The 20,846-nt window shown below is 41.6% G+C and carries 11 protein-coding genes; 5 read left to right on the top strand and 6 right to left on the bottom strand.

All coding sequences use genetic code 11. The annotated features are described in order from the left end of the window. Positions 1-8 precede the first annotated feature (8 nt). The 6 genes from Q0R88_RS19190 to Q0R88_RS19165 form a co-directional block, all read right to left on the bottom strand. Positions 9-1,379, bottom strand: coding sequence for a Na+/H+ antiporter NhaC family protein (locus Q0R88_RS19190; RefSeq protein ID WP_295719254.1), 1,371 nt, complete (start codon positions 1,377-1,379; stop codon positions 9-11). Between the two features lie 184 nt (positions 1,380-1,563). Next, a complete protein-coding gene (locus Q0R88_RS19185) occupies positions 1,564-2,994 on the bottom strand; it encodes an NAD-dependent succinate-semialdehyde dehydrogenase (RefSeq protein WP_295719253.1) in 1,431 nt (476 codons plus the stop codon). Between the two features lie 146 nt (positions 2,995-3,140). Continuing rightward, on the bottom strand, positions 3,141-4,439 hold the full coding sequence (locus tag Q0R88_RS19180; RefSeq protein WP_295719252.1) for an aspartate aminotransferase family protein: 1,299 nt from the start codon (positions 4,437-4,439) through the stop codon (positions 3,141-3,143). Between the two features lie 10 nt (positions 4,440-4,449). After that, positions 4,450-6,021: an NAD(P)/FAD-dependent oxidoreductase gene (locus Q0R88_RS19175; RefSeq protein ID WP_295719251.1), complete on the bottom strand. Its 1,572-nt coding sequence runs from the start codon at positions 6,019-6,021 to the stop codon at positions 4,450-4,452. A gap of 177 nt (positions 6,022-6,198) precedes the next feature. Next, positions 6,199-7,566 carry a RagB/SusD family nutrient uptake outer membrane protein gene (locus Q0R88_RS19170; RefSeq protein ID WP_295719250.1) on the bottom strand — a complete coding sequence of 456 codons (1,368 nt, stop codon included), beginning with the start codon at positions 7,564-7,566 and terminating at the stop codon, positions 6,199-6,201. 10 nt (positions 7,567-7,576) lie between these two features. Further along, positions 7,577-10,654: a TonB-dependent receptor gene (locus Q0R88_RS19165; RefSeq protein ID WP_295719248.1), complete on the bottom strand. Its 3,078-nt coding sequence runs from the start codon at positions 10,652-10,654 to the stop codon at positions 7,577-7,579. A gap of 330 nt (positions 10,655-10,984) precedes the next feature. Here Q0R88_RS19165 and Q0R88_RS19160 point away from each other — a divergent pair, with 330 nt between their 5' ends. The 5 genes from Q0R88_RS19160 to Q0R88_RS19140 all read left to right on the top strand — a co-directional run bounded on the left by Q0R88_RS19160 (position 10,985) and on the right by Q0R88_RS19140 (position 20,842). Then, a complete protein-coding gene (locus Q0R88_RS19160; protein WP_295719246.1) occupies positions 10,985-12,007 on the top strand; it encodes a hypothetical protein in 1,023 nt (340 codons plus the stop codon). A gap of 410 nt (positions 12,008-12,417) precedes the next feature. Beyond that, the gene (locus Q0R88_RS19155; protein WP_295719244.1) at positions 12,418-14,988 is read left to right on the top strand and encodes a BamA/TamA family outer membrane protein; all 2,571 of its coding nucleotides are present in this window, start codon (positions 12,418-12,420) and stop codon (positions 14,986-14,988) included. Between the two features lie 473 nt (positions 14,989-15,461). Continuing rightward, the gene (locus Q0R88_RS19150; RefSeq protein ID WP_295719241.1) at positions 15,462-16,061 is read left to right on the top strand and encodes an RNA polymerase sigma-70 factor; all 600 of its coding nucleotides are present in this window, start codon (positions 15,462-15,464) and stop codon (positions 16,059-16,061) included. 70 nt (positions 16,062-16,131) lie between these two features. Further along, entirely contained in the window at positions 16,132-17,328 is a 1,197-nt protein-coding gene (locus Q0R88_RS19145; RefSeq protein ID WP_295719239.1) for a FecR family protein, read from the top strand. Between the two features lie 175 nt (positions 17,329-17,503). Then, complete coding sequence (locus Q0R88_RS19140; protein WP_295719237.1) at positions 17,504-20,842, top strand: TonB-dependent receptor; 3,339 nt, start codon at positions 17,504-17,506, stop codon at positions 20,840-20,842. The last annotated feature ends 4 nt before the right edge of the window (positions 20,843-20,846 follow it).

Raw genomic sequence — 20,846 nt, 5'->3', positions numbered from 1 at the left:
TTTAAAAACTAAGCAACGGTGTAGCCCATTACTATATAAATAACCGATGAAAATATAAATGCGATCAATGCGTATGGTAATTGCGAAAATGAATGTTTGAGGTTGCTTACATCTGTACTTTGCGATGTTAATATGGTGGCATCGCTATACAGGCAGGCGTTTGATCCAAATACGCCTGTACTTACCACGGCTCCAATGCTCATTAAAACGTTGGCACCCAAAGTATGCGCCAGCGGGATCACTATAGGTATAACCACCGCGTAAACTCCCCATGATGAGCCTGTGGAGTAGGTGATAAGTGATATGGATACAAAAATTATAACCGGTAACAGCTCTTTATTGATATAAGGTTTTACGCCGTTGATCACATAATCGGTTAGTCCCATTTTATCGCCTACATCTTTCAAAATGTAGCTCATGACCACCAATGCCAGTGCATATATCATGCTGTTGAAACCCGAGAAAACAGTTTCGCTCAATTGCTGAAAGGTGCCAAGCTTTATAATGAGGTAATAAACAAAGGTGAATGTAACACCAACCATAATGCCTTTAAGGGCATCGTAATTCATTAAAAAAGTACAAACCAATGTAACCGCCAGTGGCAGGATGAAAAACAACGAACTCGGCTTTTTATCTGTTTCAAACCCTGATGACTGTATAGTAATCTCCTCGGGCTCTACCGGCAGCGCTATAATGTGGTTAGCTGATAGCATTTCGGCTTTTTTCATGCGCCCTATCATGGGTATTACTCCTACAATTACCAGTGGAATAAGCAATACAGATACCCAGCCGTAAGTAACATAAGGGATAATTGACAAGTATACATGGTTGCCTTGTCCCTGGGCGGCAAACTTGCATTTTTCCAATATCGACCCAATGAACACTGTCCATGTGGAAAGTGGAACAATAACGCACCAGGGAGCAGATGTGGTGTTAACAATATAAGCCAGGTACTCGCGCGATATTTTAAAATGATCGGTTATTTTTTTCATGGTGACGCCTACGGTAAGCGCGCTTAAATAATCATCCAGGAAAATAAACAGCCCTAATGCCCATGTGCCAAATAGGGCAGTCTTTTTTGTTTTGATATATTTTAGGGCATCCTCACCAAATTTCAGCGCGCCCCCGCTTTTAACCATAAGGCCAATGAGCGATCCGTATAAACCGCACACCAGTATCACCCATACAGTACTTTCATCCTCCATTACCTTGTAAAAGCTGGCTATAAAATCAGTAAAGAAGTTGGTATGGTTATGAAAGCCAATAATGATAAACCCGACAATACATCCTATCAGCAATGCTTCAAAGGATGCCCTTAAAGCGATAGCCAGTACAATTACTACCAGTGGCGGAATTAATGCAAGTGCCCCGTAACCCATGTGTTTAGTTTGTTATAATTTTATTTGTTGTTAGTTGCCTCCCCGTGTCATTGCGAGCGCAGCGTGGCAACCGCGAACAGTGCAAGTCCGCTCTGCATAGTTCGCGATTGCTTCGTCGTTCCTCCTCGCAATGACATTGTTAATTTTATCATCGCCTGTGTCCTCACAGGTGATCATAGTTAAGCTATAATCCTCCGGTACTTATCAACTTCTTCTCCATATATTCATATAATCCTTCGCTGCCGCTTTCATGTCCCTGGCCGCTGGATTTCCATCCGCCAAAAGGTGATTCTGTTCCGTGGGGCGCCCATTCATTTATGCCGACTATCCCAAACTCCAATCGCTCAGACGCGTAAATGGATGTTTTTAAATTATTGGTAAATATGTAGGAGGCAAGCCCATATTCGGTATCGTTGGCTTTGGCAATGGCATCATCCAGGTCGTCAAAAACAAATAGCGGCAATACCGGGCCAAAAATCTCATTCTGCGCCAGAACCGATGTTTGCTGTAAATTGCCTATAACGGCGGGTTGTAAAAAATACCCCTGTTGAAGATGAGGCGGTATATTTCCGCCTGTCATTATCTCCGCGTTTTCTGCCTGGGCTTTGCTGACCAGGTCAAGCACGCTTTCCCTTTGTTTTTTGGTGATGAGAGGGCCCAAATTCACGCCTTCGGTAAACCCGTTGCCGATTTTTAATTGGCTAACGTATGCGGTAGCTGCTTCTGCAAACTGCTCATAAATGTTTTTATGTACATAAAAACGCTGCGGCGACGTACAAACCTGCCCGTTGTTGCGGAAACGCGCTATAGCTGTCACCTTAGCTAAAGCATCAACATCTACATCATCAAATATCAGTACCGGGGCATTGCCGCCAAGTTCAAGTGATAGTTTGGTATGCGTGCGCGATGCACCGTCCATTAATATTTTACCCACCCGGGTGCTACCCGTAAAGCTTATTTTTTTAAGCAGGCAATTGCTCAGCATTTCGTCGCCTATGGCGGCGGCATCGCCTATAACAACATTGAGTACGCCGTTTGGTAAACCAGCCTTTACCAAAGCATCAACCAGGTTAAAGGCAGATAGCGGTGTTTCTTCCGACGGTTTGGCTACAACGGTACACCCGGCCGCCAGGGCTGCTGCCCAGGCCCTTGCGGGATTATAGGCAGGGAAGTTCCAGGCGGTAATAATACCTACAACCCCAATCGGCTGGTAAATTACCGAACTGCGTTTATCCGGCCTGTTGGTGGGGATGATACGGCCGTAACTGCGCTTGCCTTCTTCCGCATACCACTCAAACAAGTTGGCTGCAACAGTCCATTCACCTTTAGCTTCGGGTAAGGGTTTGCCGCTTTCCATTACCATATCGCGTGCTATGATCTCCAGGTTCTCCCGCAGATAGTTAGCGGCTTTTTTTAAGATCTCGGCCCGCTGATAGGGTGTTGTTTTACTCCATGAAGCAAAGGCTTTATGTGCTGCATCAATAGCCGCCCGGCAATCACCGGCATTGCCGGCACTTAGCTTATCAATAACCTTTTCGGTAGCAGGATCAATTAAATCCATCTCCTGTTTATCAATTGCCGCTACCCATTCCCCGTTGATGAATTGTTGTTTCATGTTTGATCTGTTTAATAATTGGATGTTATGCTGAATCTGTTGAAGCATGGAGAAAGGGCCTCTGCGCACTCCTTCGACAAGCTCAGGATGACAGGCCTTTTGCCGGTCATTTTATATAGCAATTTATAATTGGTTCATAATTCTTCTTAAGCTGATAACTCAGCTAAGCCATTCTCTATAATATCGAGGCCCTTGTTCAATAACGCTTCATCAATAACAAGCGGACTAAGCACCCTGACCACGTTTCCGTTTATTCCAGCGTTAATCACGATCAAGCCATGATCGGCACAATAGCTGATCAGTTTTTTGCATAATACATCATCGGGTTTAAAAGGGTCATTATCCTTTACCAGTTCAAAAGCCATCATAGCGCCCAGGCCGCGAACATCGCCAATGGCGCTAAATTTTGATTTCATGTTGTTAAAACGGCCGCGCACAATTTCGCCTACTTTTGTGCCAAGCGTATTGATATCTATCTCCTCCATGTATTTCAGCGTAGCTAAGGAGGCAGCGCAGCAAACAGGATTGCCTGGATAGGTACCCCCAATAGTTGATGGTTTGCAACTATCCATGATGTGCGCCTTGCCAATTACACAACCTATAGGCATGCCACTCCCCATTGATTTTGCCCAGGTTGATATATCGGGCGTTACACCATAATGCTCATAAGCTGCCCATTTACCGGTACGGCCGAAACCGCTTTGTACCTCATCCAAAATCAGCATAATGCCATACTTGTCACAAACCTCACGTAAGCCCTGTAGGTATTTTTTTGGCACAACATTAAAGCCACCTTCGCCTTGCACGGGTTCAATAATAATGGCAGCAACCTGCTCTGCAGGTACGTTGGTATGGAAAAATATTTCCAGCTCGCGCAGGTGTACATCAGAAAACTCATCAAGATTTAAACCGTTACCATAGCGGTAATGATCAGGGAATGGGATTCGGTAAACTTCTGGGGCAAAGGGGCCACAACCCAATTTATAGCCCACTTTTGATGTAAGCGTCATCGCCATCATGGTACGCCCGTGAAAGCCGCATTCATAACTGATAATGGCTGGTCTGCCGGTTGCCTGCCGGGCAATTTTTATAGCGTTTTCCACACTCTCGGCACCTGAATTGGTAAGCATTACCTTAGTGTTTTCACCATGAGGCAAAAGGGTGGCCAGCTTTTCGGCCAGTTGCAGATAAAGATCATAGGTGGCCACGTTAAAGCTGCAATGAATCATTTTTGCAGACTGTTCTGCAATGGCAGCAACAACGGGAGGGGGGCAATGGCCTGCATTTACCACGCCAATGCCGCCTGCAAAATCAATCATTTCATTACCATTGGCATCGGTAATAATAGCGCCGGTTGCGCTTACAGCCGTTGATGGATTAAAGATCCCTATGGCATTAGGTACCCACTTTTTTCTTCTCTCTAATAATTCCTGCGAATTGTCCATGTTTGTAATTTTATACTTCTTTCATTATCAGCTTATTCCTGAAGCTTCTTTTGCTGGCTTTAGCTACCATTTCAGCAGCTATCCTGCCGGTTTGGGCCGCCCCGTTCATATAGCCCTGGCAGGTAAGACTTACATGCTCGCCTGCAAAATAAATATTGCCCACCGGCACCGCTTCCCAACCGGCAATAGTGCTCCATTGGCCTTTTTTAAAAGTGCTGTACCCGCCCATGATATATGGATATTGGCTCCAGCAAAACTTAATGGTTTTACCGTTGTAGTCTTTTAGTGCGCCGGGGTAAACTTTATCTAATTGTGGCACTATCAGGGCTGCCAGTAACTCATTTTTTTCATTGCAAAGGGTATCAATAATATGGCCGCCGCCAAAAAGCGTAAAACTGCCTTCTGTATCTGATTGCATCTGGCTGCTGTCCCATCCGCAGCCAAATTCAAGGTCGGTAAAAGTATAGCCGGCTTTACCTGCTTTGCGCCAGGGCTTGTTGTTTAAACCCATGATGAACTTACCACTGTTACCATAACCCAACTCGTTGATGCTCTTTCGCTTTTCAGAAGGCATGGGTACGTCAAATTTAATTTTTCGCAGCATGGTGAACGGTAAGGCCATGATCACATAATCGGCAGTCACTTTTTTTATGATGCCTTTCTGATCAAAGCTCAGCTCATACTTTTTTGTTTTAGTAACACTTATGCCGGTAAGCTTATGGGTTAGTAAAACCTGTTCCTTTACCTGCTGGTATAGTTTATCGCTTAAATGCTGGCTGCCACCTTTTATTTTAAATACCTCATGCTCATCGCCAAACAGCTCATAATCTTTTTCTCCGGTTACGGGTTCGGTAAACATGATGAGAAAGTTAATAGCAGATTGCTCCGAAGTATCCATACCATACTCCATGGTGAGCACTACGTTTAATAATTTATTTAACCAGCCCTTTATCCCAATGCTGTTTATATACTCCGATATAGAAAGATTATCCAAATGCTGAAACGATGGAGCTTTGGTGTAGTCAATTTGTTTGGGTAATGATCTTACATCTTTTTCTATCAGTCGAGCAAATGGATGTATTGCCCTTTTGAGGTCCTCGCCGTTGAGGTGCCTTCCATCAAAATAAAATGTTTTAGGATCGAGCTTATCAAGCTTAAGGTTATAAAAATCAACGTTTAACTCCTTAGCCAATTGAAAGATTTCGGTATGATCCGAGTCTACAAATTCGCCACCCAGATCTGTAGTAATGCCTTTGCCAAATTTATCTTTAATGGTAAACATGCGTCCACCTGCACGTGCAGATGCTTCATATACCGTACTTTTTAAACCCCGCTTTTTTAACTGGTAAGCCGCATTTAAACCTGCCATGCCGGCACCAACAATAGCTATACTGACCTGAGGCGTCTCTCCCCAATTAAAAGCATCTGCAATATTAGGAAGCAACGCCATCCCGCCTGCCATCAAACCGGCATCGCGCAAAAATTTTCGGCGACTATCACCCATTTGTTCATGGCTGATTTCATCCTCCTTAAGGGAAGAGAAAAAGGCTTTTCTTAACAGGTGAATAAATGGACTATGCATGTTTAATTAGTGAATTAGTGAGTTGGCGAATTAGTGATTTGATTTTTGGATTAGCGAGTTGATAATTTGGTAATTTGTTTTTTTAGTGGCTTTGTGGTTTAATTAAGCAAAAATTACATAGTACATTAAAAATTCTTCATTCACTAAATCACTAATTCACCAACTCGCTAATTAAAATTAGTATCCTTTGTTTTGTACCACCACGCCGCCGGTTGCACTGATTTCGCTTTGGGGGATTGGTAGTACAGGGTTCACTGATGCGCCTAAAACTTCGGCTACTTTTTTAGTGCGTGCGAGGTCAAAAAGGCGATGGCCTTCAAAATTGAGTTCGGCGCGGCGTTCATCCAAAACAGCATTTAAATAGGTTGCATCGTTGGGTACATTGGCGGCGGTTAAATTTGCCATGCCCCGGTGCTGGCGAAGGTTGTTCAGGTCGGCCAGTCCGTTAACCCTGCCCAAAGCCTCTGCCCTGATGAGGAAAACCTCGGCCAGGCGGATAATGTAGGCCGAATTGTCTTTGGTGGTTTCGCCCCGGTATTTTTCGGTACGTCCGTCGGGTTGAATACTTTGATCAACGTTTACATAATCAACCAGGCTGGCACGATCGTCGGTTGGGCGGGCGGTGAAAAAGGTATTCAAATCTTCGGCGGCCAAAAATGTCACATCCGTTCTCAAGGCGTCGTCACGTACATAGGTCAAACCGTTGTAGGCGCTATTATTTTGCTGATCGAAAACCAGTTCAAATACACTTTCAGATGTGTTCTTTTGCGTATAGATCTTGCTGAGATCTGCGGATGGGAGCAAGGCATAAGCACTGTTATTAATCACCAGCGAAGCGGTTATAGCTGCGCTGGCTTTATTCCCCTGGTATAAGTAAATCCTTGCCAATAATGCATTTGCAGCGGCTTGTGATGCATATTTGCTCCCGTTATCGGTGTTTAATAATTTAACCGCCTGCTGCGCATCGGCTATTATTTGCTTGTATGAATCGGCAACGCTGCTGCGTTTAACAGGAGTAGCGGGGTTGGCTGTTGATGTAACAATTGAAATGCCATAGGCTGATGTATTATCCCAGTGCTCGCCAAACATGCGCAAAAGATCAAATGACGCCAGGCTGCGAACAAAGTAAGCTTCGCCTTTGATGTTTGATAGCTCTGTAGCATCTGTGCCGGGAGCTTTGTCGGCGTTTTCGATGATCTTGTTGGCCGCGTAAATGGAATTATATATCTGGATATAAATGGCTGATGTATAAATATTACTTGGCGAAACCGCTTTATTAGCGATATCTGTAAGGTCAATTACATCATAACCGCCGGTTGTGCCGTTGTCTGAATAGCATTCTGCCAGCAGCGGGTAATAGCCTCCATAGTAATTTTTGCTTTGCAATGTACTGTACATGCCAATACGGGCACTGCGCAAACCTGCTACATTTTTAAATACGGTACCATCGGCTACTTCATTTGGCGAAGTAACATCCAATACTTTTTTGCACGAAGTTTGGATGATGGTAACCAGGAGAAGTACAAGTGTTATATATTTTCGCATAATAGTAGATTTAAAATTTAAAGTTTACACCCAATAATACTGTACGTGCCTGCGGATAGGCGGCATAATCAACCCCGGCAGTACTTGGCGAACTGCCTCCATTTGAGCTAACTTCGGGATCAAAACCATAATATTTGGTAAATGTGTAAAGGTTTTGCGCTTCAACATATACCCGTAAGGATGAAAATACTTTGCTGTTTTTAGGTTTGATAGTGTACCCAAGGTTTACCGTTCTTATTCTTAAAAAAGAGGCATTTTCAATAAACTGCGATGAGTTTTGTACGTAATTCTGGAATACCATAGATGCTCTTGGGATATCGGTTATGTCGCCCGGTTTTTCCCAGCGTTTGTTTACAATAGTGGCGTTGTTGGCGTATACCTGGTAAAGGTTTTGGTCGTCATAACCGCCATCGCTCCAGCCAAGGGTTTGATAGGTTGACCGGATTAAGTTATATACTTTGTTGCCAACACTAAATTGGGTTGAAATATTAAGATCAAAATCATTGTACCTAAAACTGTTGCTCCAGCCGCCAAAATAATCAGGCGTGGCCTTACCCAATACCTGCTGGTCATCGCTGAATTTAGGACTACCTGTTTGCGGATCGACGCCTAAATATTTATAGCCATAAAATGAGCCTACAGCCTCGCCAACTTTTAAGATATGCGTTGGGAATAAATCGCTGTAAGCAGAAAGTAATTGGTTATCTGAGGATAAGGCAATAATCTTACTTTTTATAAAGCTTACGTTAAAGGCCGTTGTCCAGGTAAAGTTTGCGGTTTTTACGGAGTAAGCATTCACAGAAAATTCAATACCACTATTTTGAATATTACCCGCGTTTATGGTCCGGGTGGCAAAGCCGGATGTAGCCGGGAGGGGAGCCTCGCTTAACAGTTCGGTACGGTTGCCTTTGTAAGCTTCTAATGAGCCGCCTATTTTACCGCCAAATAATTCAAAATCCAAACCGGCGTTGATCATTTTGTTGCGTTGCCAGGTTAAATCGGGGTTGCCTATGTTGCGTGGTTTTAAGCCGGATACACCATCATAGCGCGATGGCTGGTAATAACTCTGGTATTGAAAATCGCCTATCTCCTGGTCGCCGCTCAGTCCGTAGCTAAACCTTAGCTTAAGGTTGGTAAGCCATTTGGAGTCGCTCAGGAATTTTTCTTTGCTAATTACCCAACCTGCAGAAACTGCCGGGAACAACCCCCAGCGTTTATTAGGATCAAACCTTGATGAACCATCATAGCGGGCGCTTGCCGAAAACAGGTATTTTTCATCATAAGCATAATTGGCCCTGAACAGGAACGAAAGCAATCCCCAGCCCGAATGCAAATCAGTTGCCCCGGTAACGGTTGATGCACTGGAGATGTTGGTAAGCCCTGTACCTTCGGGAAAACCTTGCGCGTTGATGGATGAACTTTCGGTTCGGGTTGATTGTGCTGTAAAGCCGCCTAAAAGGTTCAGGCTATGCTTTTCGGCAAAAGTGTTTTGATAGGTTAAAGTATTCTCGTTAACCAATGTGGTGTTTGAATAATTACCTTTTATCGCTTTACCGCCCACTGCCGAGGCATCTGAAGTAATGGCATCAAAAAACTGGTCGTCATTAAGGCTGGTATAATCGGTGCTGAACGATGCACGGAATTTGAGGTTTTTAAGCACTTCGATGTCAGTAAAAACACTCCCCAGAAAACGATAGTTGGTAGTGAATGCCTGGATTTCTTTTGCTGATTTTACCGGGTTATCACTTAACCAACTGGCTTCATACTGGGTATAATCAGCATAGCTGCCATCGGCATTATAAACCGGCATTAAGGGCGAAGCGCCTAAGGCATTGGTTACAATACCTGTATAGGTATCATCATTGAAACTACGCCTGTTTTTACCATAGGTAAAGGATGAATTTGTACCGATGGTAACCCTATCACTTACTTTATTATCAAGGTTGAAACGGAAAGATGCCCTTTTATAATAATTTTCGATCACAATGCCCTGCTGATCAAAGTAGTTACCAGAGATGAAGAACTTTGTTTTTTCGCTGCCACCGCGAGCCGATAGTTGAATAGAATTTATAGGAGCTGTTCTCAGGATCTGATCGAGCCAGTTGGTATTTACTTTGGTTTTCCAGTTATCGGGCAGCGGGTTAGTTAAAACAGCGGAGTTAAATCCATCAGGAAACTGGGAGGGATCTGCCTGGTAAAGTTTTAAATCCTGTTTGCGGGCATCTTCTTCCAGTGCAACAAAGCCTTTGCTATCTAAAAACGGGATGGTATGCGCCACATGCTGAACTCCGGTGTAACTATCAAAGCTAAATTCGGTTTTGCCGTTTTTACCATGTTTGGTGGTTATCAGCACAACGCCGTTAGCCGCCCTGGCTCCATAAATGGCCGCTGCCGAAGCATCTTTTAATATTTGAATAGATTCGATATCATCGGGGTTAATATCAGCTATGGAGCTAACGTTTTGGCCCTGGCCCACTACCGTGCCGTCTGTGGTATAGGATGTTGAAAGTGAAGAATTGCTTTCACTGATCATAGGGATACCATCAACTACATATAAGGGGTTGCTGGCACCGCGAACGCTTACCAATAAACCTGCACCCGGCGTACCAGAAGGGGTAGTTACCAAAATTCCGGGTACTTTACCCTCAATGCTCTGAGCAAGATTTGATACAGGCTGGTCTTTAAAATCTTTATTGCTGATGGAACTGATAGCCGATGTAAGGCTGGATTTTTTTTGCGTACCGTAACCAACCACAATTACGTCGTTTAGCTGGCTTTTGGTTTCTTCCATCACTATGTTAAGCAGGGTTTTACTACCAACATCCGCGGTATAGGTTTTAAAACCTATATAGGATATTATTAATTGTTTATTGCTGCCATCAACCTGGATAGAAAACATGCCTTCGGCATTGGTAACAGTTCCCTGTTTGGTACCCTTTATAAAAACAGATGCGCCTACAATGGTTTGTCCCAGTCCATCTTTTACAATACCTTTAACGGTATGGTCCTGTGCCAATGCAAAAGGTGGGGCCGTTAAGCAAAGCCACAAGGTTAAAACAGCAAATAATAAGCGTATGGGTTGTTTCATAGTGTGGTTTTAGGAGATTATTGAATAAATAATTAAAAAAATGGGCAATTGCCCGTTCGTTCTATAAATATCATCAAGTCAAATGAGGAAAAATATAAGTCAAAATATTTTTTTCAGATAAATTTTAATTATTGATTTACAGTAGTTTGTATTTGGTCAAAATTAAGTCTAATTTTAAGTCATAAATACAACCGGTATTTGAGGCAAAATTCCATATCGTTATTAATTAATTTTAATACTTAGTGTAGCCGATATTGATTATTGATTTATCAAAAACACTAAAAAAAGTGTCTTTATAGTAGGTTTACTTTATTAAAAAGTATCTGTTTTATGCATCTATCCCGAAAAATACAAAAGGCAATAGTTGAACATCCGCAAGTTTTAGCAGTATTAAAGATAAAAGGCAAGCAAAATGATTGGGAAAACTTTACACGAACCCAGTTTAACCTGGTTGCGCGTGTAATAAATAAACAAATAAGCAAAGAAGTGCAGGCCAATCCCGACCTTGTTGAAATGGGGCTGATCATCGGCCGCCAACAGATCAGCAATCAACTGGAAGCATTGCGCTGCCAAAATATTTATGATTTTATAAAGTACCTGGGCAATATGGGCGAATACCGGGTTTATAACTGGGTAAGCGGTAAAACCCTGCAAAGCTATTGGAACGGTGGCGAAGCAAAATATATTAAGGTAAACGCCTTGCTTGTATTTTTGCAGGTGCCCTTTAATAATTGGGATGCCTGGCAAAAGGAAACCGGTAAAAGTACCAGCCCATACCGCCATAACCTGGCAAAGGCGCCGGTAGTAGGAGCGGGCTTAAGCAAATCATCCATATTGGTTATTAAAAGCTATTTTTTGGGTAATTATTTTTTGTATTATCAAAAAACCGATGGAAGTAAAAATGTAATTAAAACGCCCTTTGTTTTAAAAGAAAACGAAAGTGGGCAGGTAGTTGTAAAATCGGTTTCGGAAGGGCACAGGTATAGTGGCAAAGTTGTGGGCATACGGGATGGTTGCCTGTACATCAATTGCCAGAACCTTGATTTTGAAGAAATGGAGCAGTATATATTTAACCTGGGCCTGGAAACAAAGCCCGAAGTATTGTTTGGTGTAAGTAATACTGTAAGTGTAAAAAACAGGCAAGCCGTAGCGCTCAAAAATATCCTCGTTAAGCAAAAAAACAATCATCCGGATTTTGAAAACATTCAGGAAACGGAAATTTCCTTTAACAAGCAATACCAAACGGATAGCGAGGAAGCTATAATTGTTAACTACCTAAAGCAATCAACTAATAACATTATTACCACATTTACCTGCTGCAACCTTAATGATGTTGCTGGGTTAGTTGTTTAAAAGCAAAAGATTATACAATTTATTGATATTGAAATGAAGGCTTAGGGAATAATTTATAGGTTTGATTTATAATAGATTTATATCGAATTTTGACTTCATATTATTGAATTTGAATTTAGTGATATAACTTATGATTGATCAGGTAAGAAAATTGATCATGGCCGAGACTTTATTAGTATGATCTATCATTATTAAATCACATAAAATTGATTTTAATGATGATAGTTCAAAAAAAACGCCCAGTAATTTGTATTTAACGTTAGTTTATGCAATAAAACCGTCTGATAGATATTTTTAATAAGAAAAAGTACTTTCAAAAAGCCTTTAGGGGCTACTATGGCAATACTTGTATTGGTATTTGGTGAAATTGTCAAGCTTTTATTTAACTTGTCTATTAATTCCCTATTAGCATGAATAATAAATTACTCATATTTTTTTCCTTCCTGGCAATTAATGCATCCTTTGTAAAAGGACAGGAAAATGCATCTGTAAAAAAAAATGCAGATAGTGCAATTGTAAAAGTGCATCCATCCTATAATAAGGTTACCGGCATTCATCGTTGGCTGTTTGGCGAAAATTATAGGAGAGAATGGGCGGAACCGGTAAAACTACCGGTGATTAGATTATCTCAAATTCATGGGGGCCTTATTCCAATTCGCGAGGGTGGAGGAATGCAATCCAAATCGCTGCGACTAAAGGATAAAAACGGTCATGAATGGGTGTTGCGTACGGTTGAGAAAACACCTGAGAAATTATTGCCAGATAACTTGCAGGGCACATTTGCAGTTGATTGGGTTGATGATGCCATGAGCGGGCAACACCCCTTTTCCGCATTAATAGTGCCCCCGCTTGCTGAAGCGGCCGGGGTGCCTCATGCTAATCCCATTATAGGCCTGGTAGTGGCCGATGATGCACTGGGCGAATACAGCAAGATATTTACAGGTGTAGTATGCTTGCTGGAAGAACGGGAACCCATTGGCCCATCAGACAATACGATTAAGATGACACGTGAAGTGGTTAAAAGTTATGATAACCGCATTGATGGAGAGAAGTTTTTGCGTGCCCGTATGCTGGATTTACTGATAGGAGACTGGGACCGGCATGAAGACCAGTGGCGATGGGCTACTACCAAAAACGGAAAAGAAAAACTTTATGTAGGTGTACCCCGCGACCGCGACCAGGTATTCCATCTATCCGAAGGTTTATTTCCTTCTATTGCTGCATTGCCGTGGATAGATCCGCTGCTTGATCATTTTGATGGCAAAATTCCCCATGTAAAGTATTCTCTGTTTAAAACCCGTTTTATAAAAGCGTTTCCTGATGCACAGTTCAGTCATGCAGAGTGGATGAGGATTGCCAATGAATTTGTAAAAGCCGAAACGGACGCGGTATTGGAGGAAGCACTTAAGCTTTTGCCGGTTGAAACTTACCGCATTCGTCACAATGTATTGTTTAGCAAACTGAAGCAGCGCAGGGATAATATTCCTGTCGCGATGGATGAATACTTTAAGTTTGTTAACCGTATTGTTGATGTTCGTACAACCGATAAGGATGAACTGGTGACTATTACAGATGGCGAGAACAACGGCATGAGGGTTGCCATCAATAAAATAAATAAAAACGGACAGGTTAAGGATACGGTAATGAATATGACTTACCATCCGGATGTTACTAAAGAATTGAGGTTATATGTATCTGGTGGTGATGATAAAATAGTAATCAATACCAGCAATACGCTCATCAATCTGAGGGTGATTGATAGTGCCGGTACAAAATTGATTGATGTAAAGCAGGCTAATCGTAAAGTAAAAGTTTACGGGCCAACTGATAACATAGAATTTACCGGTGATGTTGGACGATTGAGCAAGCATTTATCTAATGATACCGCAAATAACAGGTTTGTGCCAGCCAGCACGTACAATATCTGGATGCCTTTGGCTACAGCCGGGTTAAATAAAGATGATGGCTTCCTGTTAGGTTTGGGGTTTAAATATACGGGTGTGGATGGTTTTAGAAAGCTGCCTTACTCCACCGTACAGCAACTGATGATCACACATTCTTTTGCTACCGATGCATTCAGGATAAAATATAATGGGGAATGGATTCAGGCATTTGGAAAAGCTGATTTCACCCTGCAGGCATTTGCACAAGCACCGGATAATACTGTAAACTTTTTTGGCCGCGGTAACGAAACTGTACTGGATAAAACCGGTAATTATCGCCGGTTTTACCGTACCCGGTATGATATATACCAGGTTGATCCCGCCTTGCGTTGGCGATTAGCCCGTGGAACTTCAATAAGCGTAGGTCCGTCTTTCCAGTTCTATCGTCTTGACCTGGCCGACAATGCAGGGCGTTTTATCACCCAGTCATCCAAGGTTAATGCTTATGATAGTTTAACAATAAATAAAGACAAAGCGCATTTGGGCGCACAGATAAATTTGGAGAGCAACCACCGGGATAATGGTATTTTACCAAAAAAAGGTTATTACTTGTTTGTAAACCTGCAGGGATATACCGGCCTTAATAATTATTCGAAATCATTTGTACAAATAAGGCCGGAGTTTACCTATTATCAAAAAATAAATTCAACAGGTTCTATTGTGCTGTCAGATCGTGTTGGCGGTGGTGTAAGTTTTGGTAAACCAGGGTTTTATCAATCCATGTTCCTGGGCGGGCAGGGTAACCTGTTGGGCTATCTGCAAAACCGCTTCGCGGGGCAGCATATGGTTTTTAACAATCTGCAGGCCAGGGTAAAGATAGCTGACATTGCCAGTTATATAATACCCGGCCAATTAGGGCTGATCGGCTTTTATGATACCGGCCGCGTTTGGGTTAATGGCGAGCATTCTGATAAATGGCACTCTGGAACAGGCGGCGGATTGTACTTTGCGCCAGCCTCATTAACCGTAGTGCAGTTGATGGCCGGGCACTCTGATGAGGGATGGTATCCTTATATTTCATTTAATTTTAGGTTGTGATCTAACAGCCTTGTCTGGCTATTTAGCAGCTAAGTAAATAACAAAGAAGCCTTAGGTTCAAAGTGGACTTAAGGCTTCTTTGTTTTGCGTAGAGGGCTCGATGCAATAGCGACAGATCCCAATAATACTGCATTTGTTAATTTTTTACCTGCGGATTTGGTTTGTTGTCAGAAACAACGTTTGCGGCTTTTGCATCTGCTTTGGGAGGGTCTGCTGGTTTTACTTCTTTTAGGGCTATATTGTTTTTCAAATGTTAAAAAAATGAGAAGATCCTCCAGACCTCTTGCCCCAATTTATCATCCGATCATTCCAATTATTTCAACCGTTTTAAGATTTTTTTTAGCTTTTTACTAAAATCAAAATTTCAGCATTTATTGAGGAGATTAAATTAATTATTAACTATTTTGCAGCACCAATTATAAATCTACAATAACATTTATTTTACATAAATTTAACGGTTTAATTAAGTAACAATGGCTATCAAACCCATTCCTAATGAAAGTGAACTTATAAAACAAGTGATTTCAGGAAGTGAGCGGGCTTTTTCCAAACTTTTTGATGGCTATTATAAATCACTTGGTGATTATGTTTACAGATTAACGGAGTCTTTGGAAATAACCGAGGAAATTGTTCAGGACGTATTTATTAAAATATGGACAAAAAGAGAAAACTTAAGCGGAATAGAAAGCTTCAGTAATTACCTCTTTATAATCAGCCGCAATCAGACCTATAATTTTCTACGCAAAAAAGCGAACGAAAAAGTACGCCAATTGGAATGGGAAAAAGATTTTGAAGAAAATTCTATTCTGAATGATGATGATAAATCCGGGGAATTCTACCGGGCATTGTTGGAAAAGGCCATTGAAAAGCTTCCGCCTCAACAAAAAAAAGTTTATTTATTAAGTAGGAATGAGCGCTTAAAATATGAAGAAATAGCGCGGAAATTGAATATTTCGCCAGAAACGGTCAAGAAACATATGAAATCGGCTATTAAGTTTCTGAAAAGCAATGTTAATGTGGAAAATGACGGCGTTTTGGTCGTGATCTTGCTCGCTCAGTTGATTTTTAAATAAAAATAATATTTTTTGTAGTTCAACTACCCCTTTTTTTCTTTTTAAGTGTCTTTAGGTGTATATGTCTCAAATGAAGCCTGAAAGACTAAATTATTTATTCCAAAATTATTTCGACAAGACTGCTACAGAAAAGGAGCGTGATGAACTAATGCAAATCATCAACGATCCTTTGCAGGAGGAAGTGATTAAAAGTTTGATGGAAGACGTGTTTATGTCAAACACATCCGCCAATACGGAAAATGATGTATTTGCGCAGGGCCAAAAAGAAAAAATGCTGGATGCTGTTTTCGCAGTTCAACCTGGCAAACCTGAAAGTGGGGGTGCTACAGTAAAAAGCATAGCGAGAATTTCATGGGTAAAGTATGCAGCTGCAGCAATTTTGCTTTTAACGGTCGGGTTGTATTTTTTAAAATCTAAACAAACCAACTTCGATACGTCCCAGGCGAAAATCTCGAACGATATCAAACCTGGAGGAAACAATGCTGTTTTAACCCTATCCAATGGCACCAGGATTATGTTAAATGATGCCAAAAACGGTAAGCTGGCAGTTCAGGGTAGTGCATCTGTTGTAAAGCTTGCCAATGGAGAGCTTAAATACAATCAAAATGGAGCTACTGAAGGGGCACCTGTTTATAATACCATGTCGACCCCGCGGGGAGGGCAGTATAAATTACAATTGCCCGATGGTACCACAGTAATGCTTAACTCCGAATCATCAATTACTTTTCCCATAGCTTTTAAGGGTAAAGTAAGAAATGTTTCCCTTACAGGCGAAGCGTATTTTGAGGTGGCTAAAAACAAAAAAATGCCATTCCATGTAAGCTTCGGCGATCAGCAGGTTGAGGTGTTGGGAACCCACTTCAATATAAGTGCATACAAAGATCAGCCAGTTTATAAAACCACCCTTCTGGAAGGTTCTGTCAGAATTTCAAGAGGGAAAGAAAATCAATTACTGGTGCCGGGGCAACAGGCTATCTATAAAACAGATAGTCAAGTCTTTGCAGTTAACGAGGTTGATGTAGAGGATGTTATTGCATGGAAAAATGGCTTATTCCAGTTTGACAATACAGAGCTGGAACAGGTTATGCTACAACTATCCAGATGGTATAATGTTGAAGTAGAATACGATGGTCCTAAACCTGTTTTGAATTTTACAGGTGCAGTAAAAAGAGACAATAACCTGTCGAGGGTAATTAAAATACTGGAATCAACAGGCGGGGTAAAATTCACCATCGATGGAAACAAAATAATTGTTCACAAAAAATAAATTTTAAAAGCCTAATCAGAAAATTATGGAGAGATAAATTACGAAACCAATTAATGTTAAGGTATCTGAATTAATACCTCCCCGGATTGCGGCCGGGAAGGCAAATGTGATCAGATTAACCTGTTAATAACCAGTTTACAGCACCAATTATAACTTAACCCAAACATTCAAATGTATGAAACAACTTCTGCATTCTAAAATTCCTGTGCCTTTTTGCCAGGACCGAAAACCAATTAGTCAATATGACAATTATTTAAAACAGGTACTTAGGATTATGAAAATAACGGGTATCCTTTTATTTGTATTAACGCTTCACATCAGTGCAAATACATTGGCGCAAAAGGTCAGCCTTTCCAATGATAAAGCTGGTTTAAAGTCGGTTTTAAAGCAATTAAAGAAACAAACGGGCTTTTTGTTTATGTACAACAGCCAGGTTTTCAAAAAAGCTAAACCGGTAACTATCCATGCCTCAAATATTGAGCTTGGCGAAGCCCTGAACCAGATTTTTAAATCGCAGCCCCTTACTTATGAGTTGGATGATAATACCATCATTATTAAGGAACTGAGCCCGGAGGGGACGGCTGATAACAACAGTAAAGCGGTTCCCCGCCGTATTACCGGAAAGGTTACGGATAAAGATGGGCTTGCTATACCCGGTGTTACCGTACAGGTAAAGGGTTCTGCAACTATTACCACTACAGCAACTGACGGTACGTTTGCTATAATGGCCGAAAAGGGAAACACTATACAATTTCGCTTTATTGGATTTGAAACAAAAGAGGTGTTGATTGAAGACCAAACGTCATTAACAATTACACTGACCGAAGAAAAAAGAGGACTGAATGAAGTGGTAGTTATAGGTTATGGCAGCAGCACCAAAAAAGAGCTGACCAGCGCCATTTCAACCGTTAAGGCCGAGCAATTTAACGCCGGGGTAGTATCAAGCCCAGCCGATTTGCTGGAAGGTAAAGTGGCCGGTTTAAATATTACCAGCGATGGTAACCCAAATAGTAAAGCCTCTGTTACGCTGCGTGGGCCATCATCAATAAGGACAGGCGAAGCTTCTGTACCATTTTATGTAATAGATGGCGTACCCGGAGCCGATTTTAATTTGATTGCTCCTTCGGATATTGCTTCAATAGATGTATTAAAAGATGCTTCTGCCGCTGCAATCTACGGAACCAGGGCTACCAATGGTGTGATTATAGTAACTACTAAAAAGGCTAAAGCGGGCCAGATGAGGATGACTTACAATGGTTACGGAGCCTTTGAAAAAGTATCTAACCAGTTTGATGTGGCCAGCGCCGATCAGCTTAGGGCTTATGTAAAAGCTAACGGGCAAAGTTTTACACCGGCAAATGATAACGGTGGAAATACTGACTGGCAAAAGGCGGTTGAACGCAACACCGGTTTTTCGCAAAATCACAACCTTTCTTTTGGCGGCGGTACCGATAAAACTACCTATAACGGAAGCTTAAATTACCTGGACAACCAGGGTATTGTTAAAACCAGTGATTTAAAACGTGTTACAGGCAGGCTTAATATCACCCAAAAAGCGCTGAATGATAAATTGAAATTGGATTTTTCCCTAAGCAATGCGGTTACGAACTCCAACCTGCTGGTTAATGATATTCCGTTGTCAAGTGCAAATGGCCAAAGTCCGGGATTATTTAAATCAATAGTTCAGTATTTACCTACGCGTACCATTTATAACGCCGACGGAACATTTTATAATGACCCTACTTTGAAATTAGGTTATAACCCGGTTGGCCTTATTACCAATGATACTTATAAACAAAAAATTAACCTGTTGTTAGGTAATGTACGCGGCGAACTGATATTACCTGCCGGTTTGCTTTACAATTTCAACTTAGCCTACCAGGAAACAAATACCAATAGCAATACTTATTACAATTCGGCATCTGAGCTTGCTCCAAGCCTTAATGGTAAAGCCATCCGCTCAACTTACCAGGATACAAAAAAGTTATTTGAAAATTATTTAACCTATGCTCATAACTGGAATGATAAGCACAGTTTTAAAGCGTTGTTTGGTTATTCAATAGACCAGACAACTAAAGGAAACGGTTTTCAGTCAACCAATCAAAATTTTATTTCTGATGCTACCGGCTATAGCAACCTGGCGCTGGGTACACCGGCTTCCAACTACCGTGTTGATTATGGTGGTGTTAACGAGGAAACCTTACGCCTGATATCATTTTATTCGCGTCTTAATTACAGTTATGAAGGTAAATACCTTTTGCAGGCGTCGGTACGTCGCGATGGATCAAACGCTTTTGGTACCAACAAACGTTGGGGGTATTTCCCTGCTGTATCTGCTGCATGGCGCGTGATCGACGAAGGTTTCATGAAATCGCAATCATTTTTTGATGATCTGAAACTGAGGGTAGGATACGGTAAAACTGGTAACTCATTAGGCTTCTCGCCATATACGCCTATAACGCTTTATGGCACCACGGGCAGTTTTTATTACAACGGTGCTTATATAGGTGCTATTGGTGTAACCCAAAACCCGAATCCGGATTTGAAGTGGGAAAGTACCGGCACACTAAATGGCGGTATTGATTTCTCTATATTAAAAGGACGCTTGGGCGGTTCGGTTGATATCTACAATAAAAAAACAACCGATATGATCACCAGTGTTCCGGTACCGCTTATCAATAACTTTGTAAATTACAAGGTTATGAACGTAGGTAGCATGAGCAATAAAGGTGTGGAGATAGCACTTAACGGTACGCCTATTAAATCAAAAGACTTTACGTGGAGCAGCTACGGTAATATTTCATTCAACAAAAATAAGATTACAGCCCTTGCCCCAAATCTATCTAAAATATATAGAGGCGACCCTGAGGGACCGGGTCAAAGCGGAATAAACGTATCCATCATTGAAGCCGGTTACCCGCTTGGCGAATTTTATACCCTAAAATATCTTGGCCGCCCCAATGGCGTATCAACATTTTTAGGCGCCAATGGTCAGCCAACTACAACACCTACAAGTGCCGATCAAACTTACGCAGGTAACGCGCAGCCAACCTATACCTTTGGTTTAGGTAACGATTTTACTTATAAAAACTTTAGCCTAAATTTCTTTTTCAGAGGCCAGGGCGGTAATAAAATCATGAACGCATCATTGGCCAGCTTTAATCAGCCAACTCAGGCTTCGGCACACGGCGTGCCTACCCTTACGTTAAGTGAGCCGGGCACCGATGTTAACGCCAACTTGTATTCAACCCGTTATTTGGAAAGTGGCGCGTTTATTAGGTTAAGTAACGCCACACTTGCATACAAAATAAATGTTCCGGGTAATTATGTACATGGCATCCGCTTGTATGTTACCGGTACCAACTTATTTATTATTACCAAATACAAAGGGGTTGATCCTGAATTGAATTTGAACATCGACAACCAGGCCAGCGGCCAGTTTATTGGAGTTGATAGTAATAATTTTTACCCAAAAACAAGGAGTTTCCTTGCCGGTATCCAAGTTGATTTATAATAAC

It is taken from the genome of Mucilaginibacter sp. (genome assembly GCF_025362475.1).
In the GTDB taxonomy this organism is placed as follows: domain Bacteria; phylum Bacteroidota; class Bacteroidia; order Sphingobacteriales; family Sphingobacteriaceae; genus Mucilaginibacter.
Note: the sequence above shows the minus strand (reverse complement) of the source record. Positions and strands in the feature narration are given on the sequence as shown.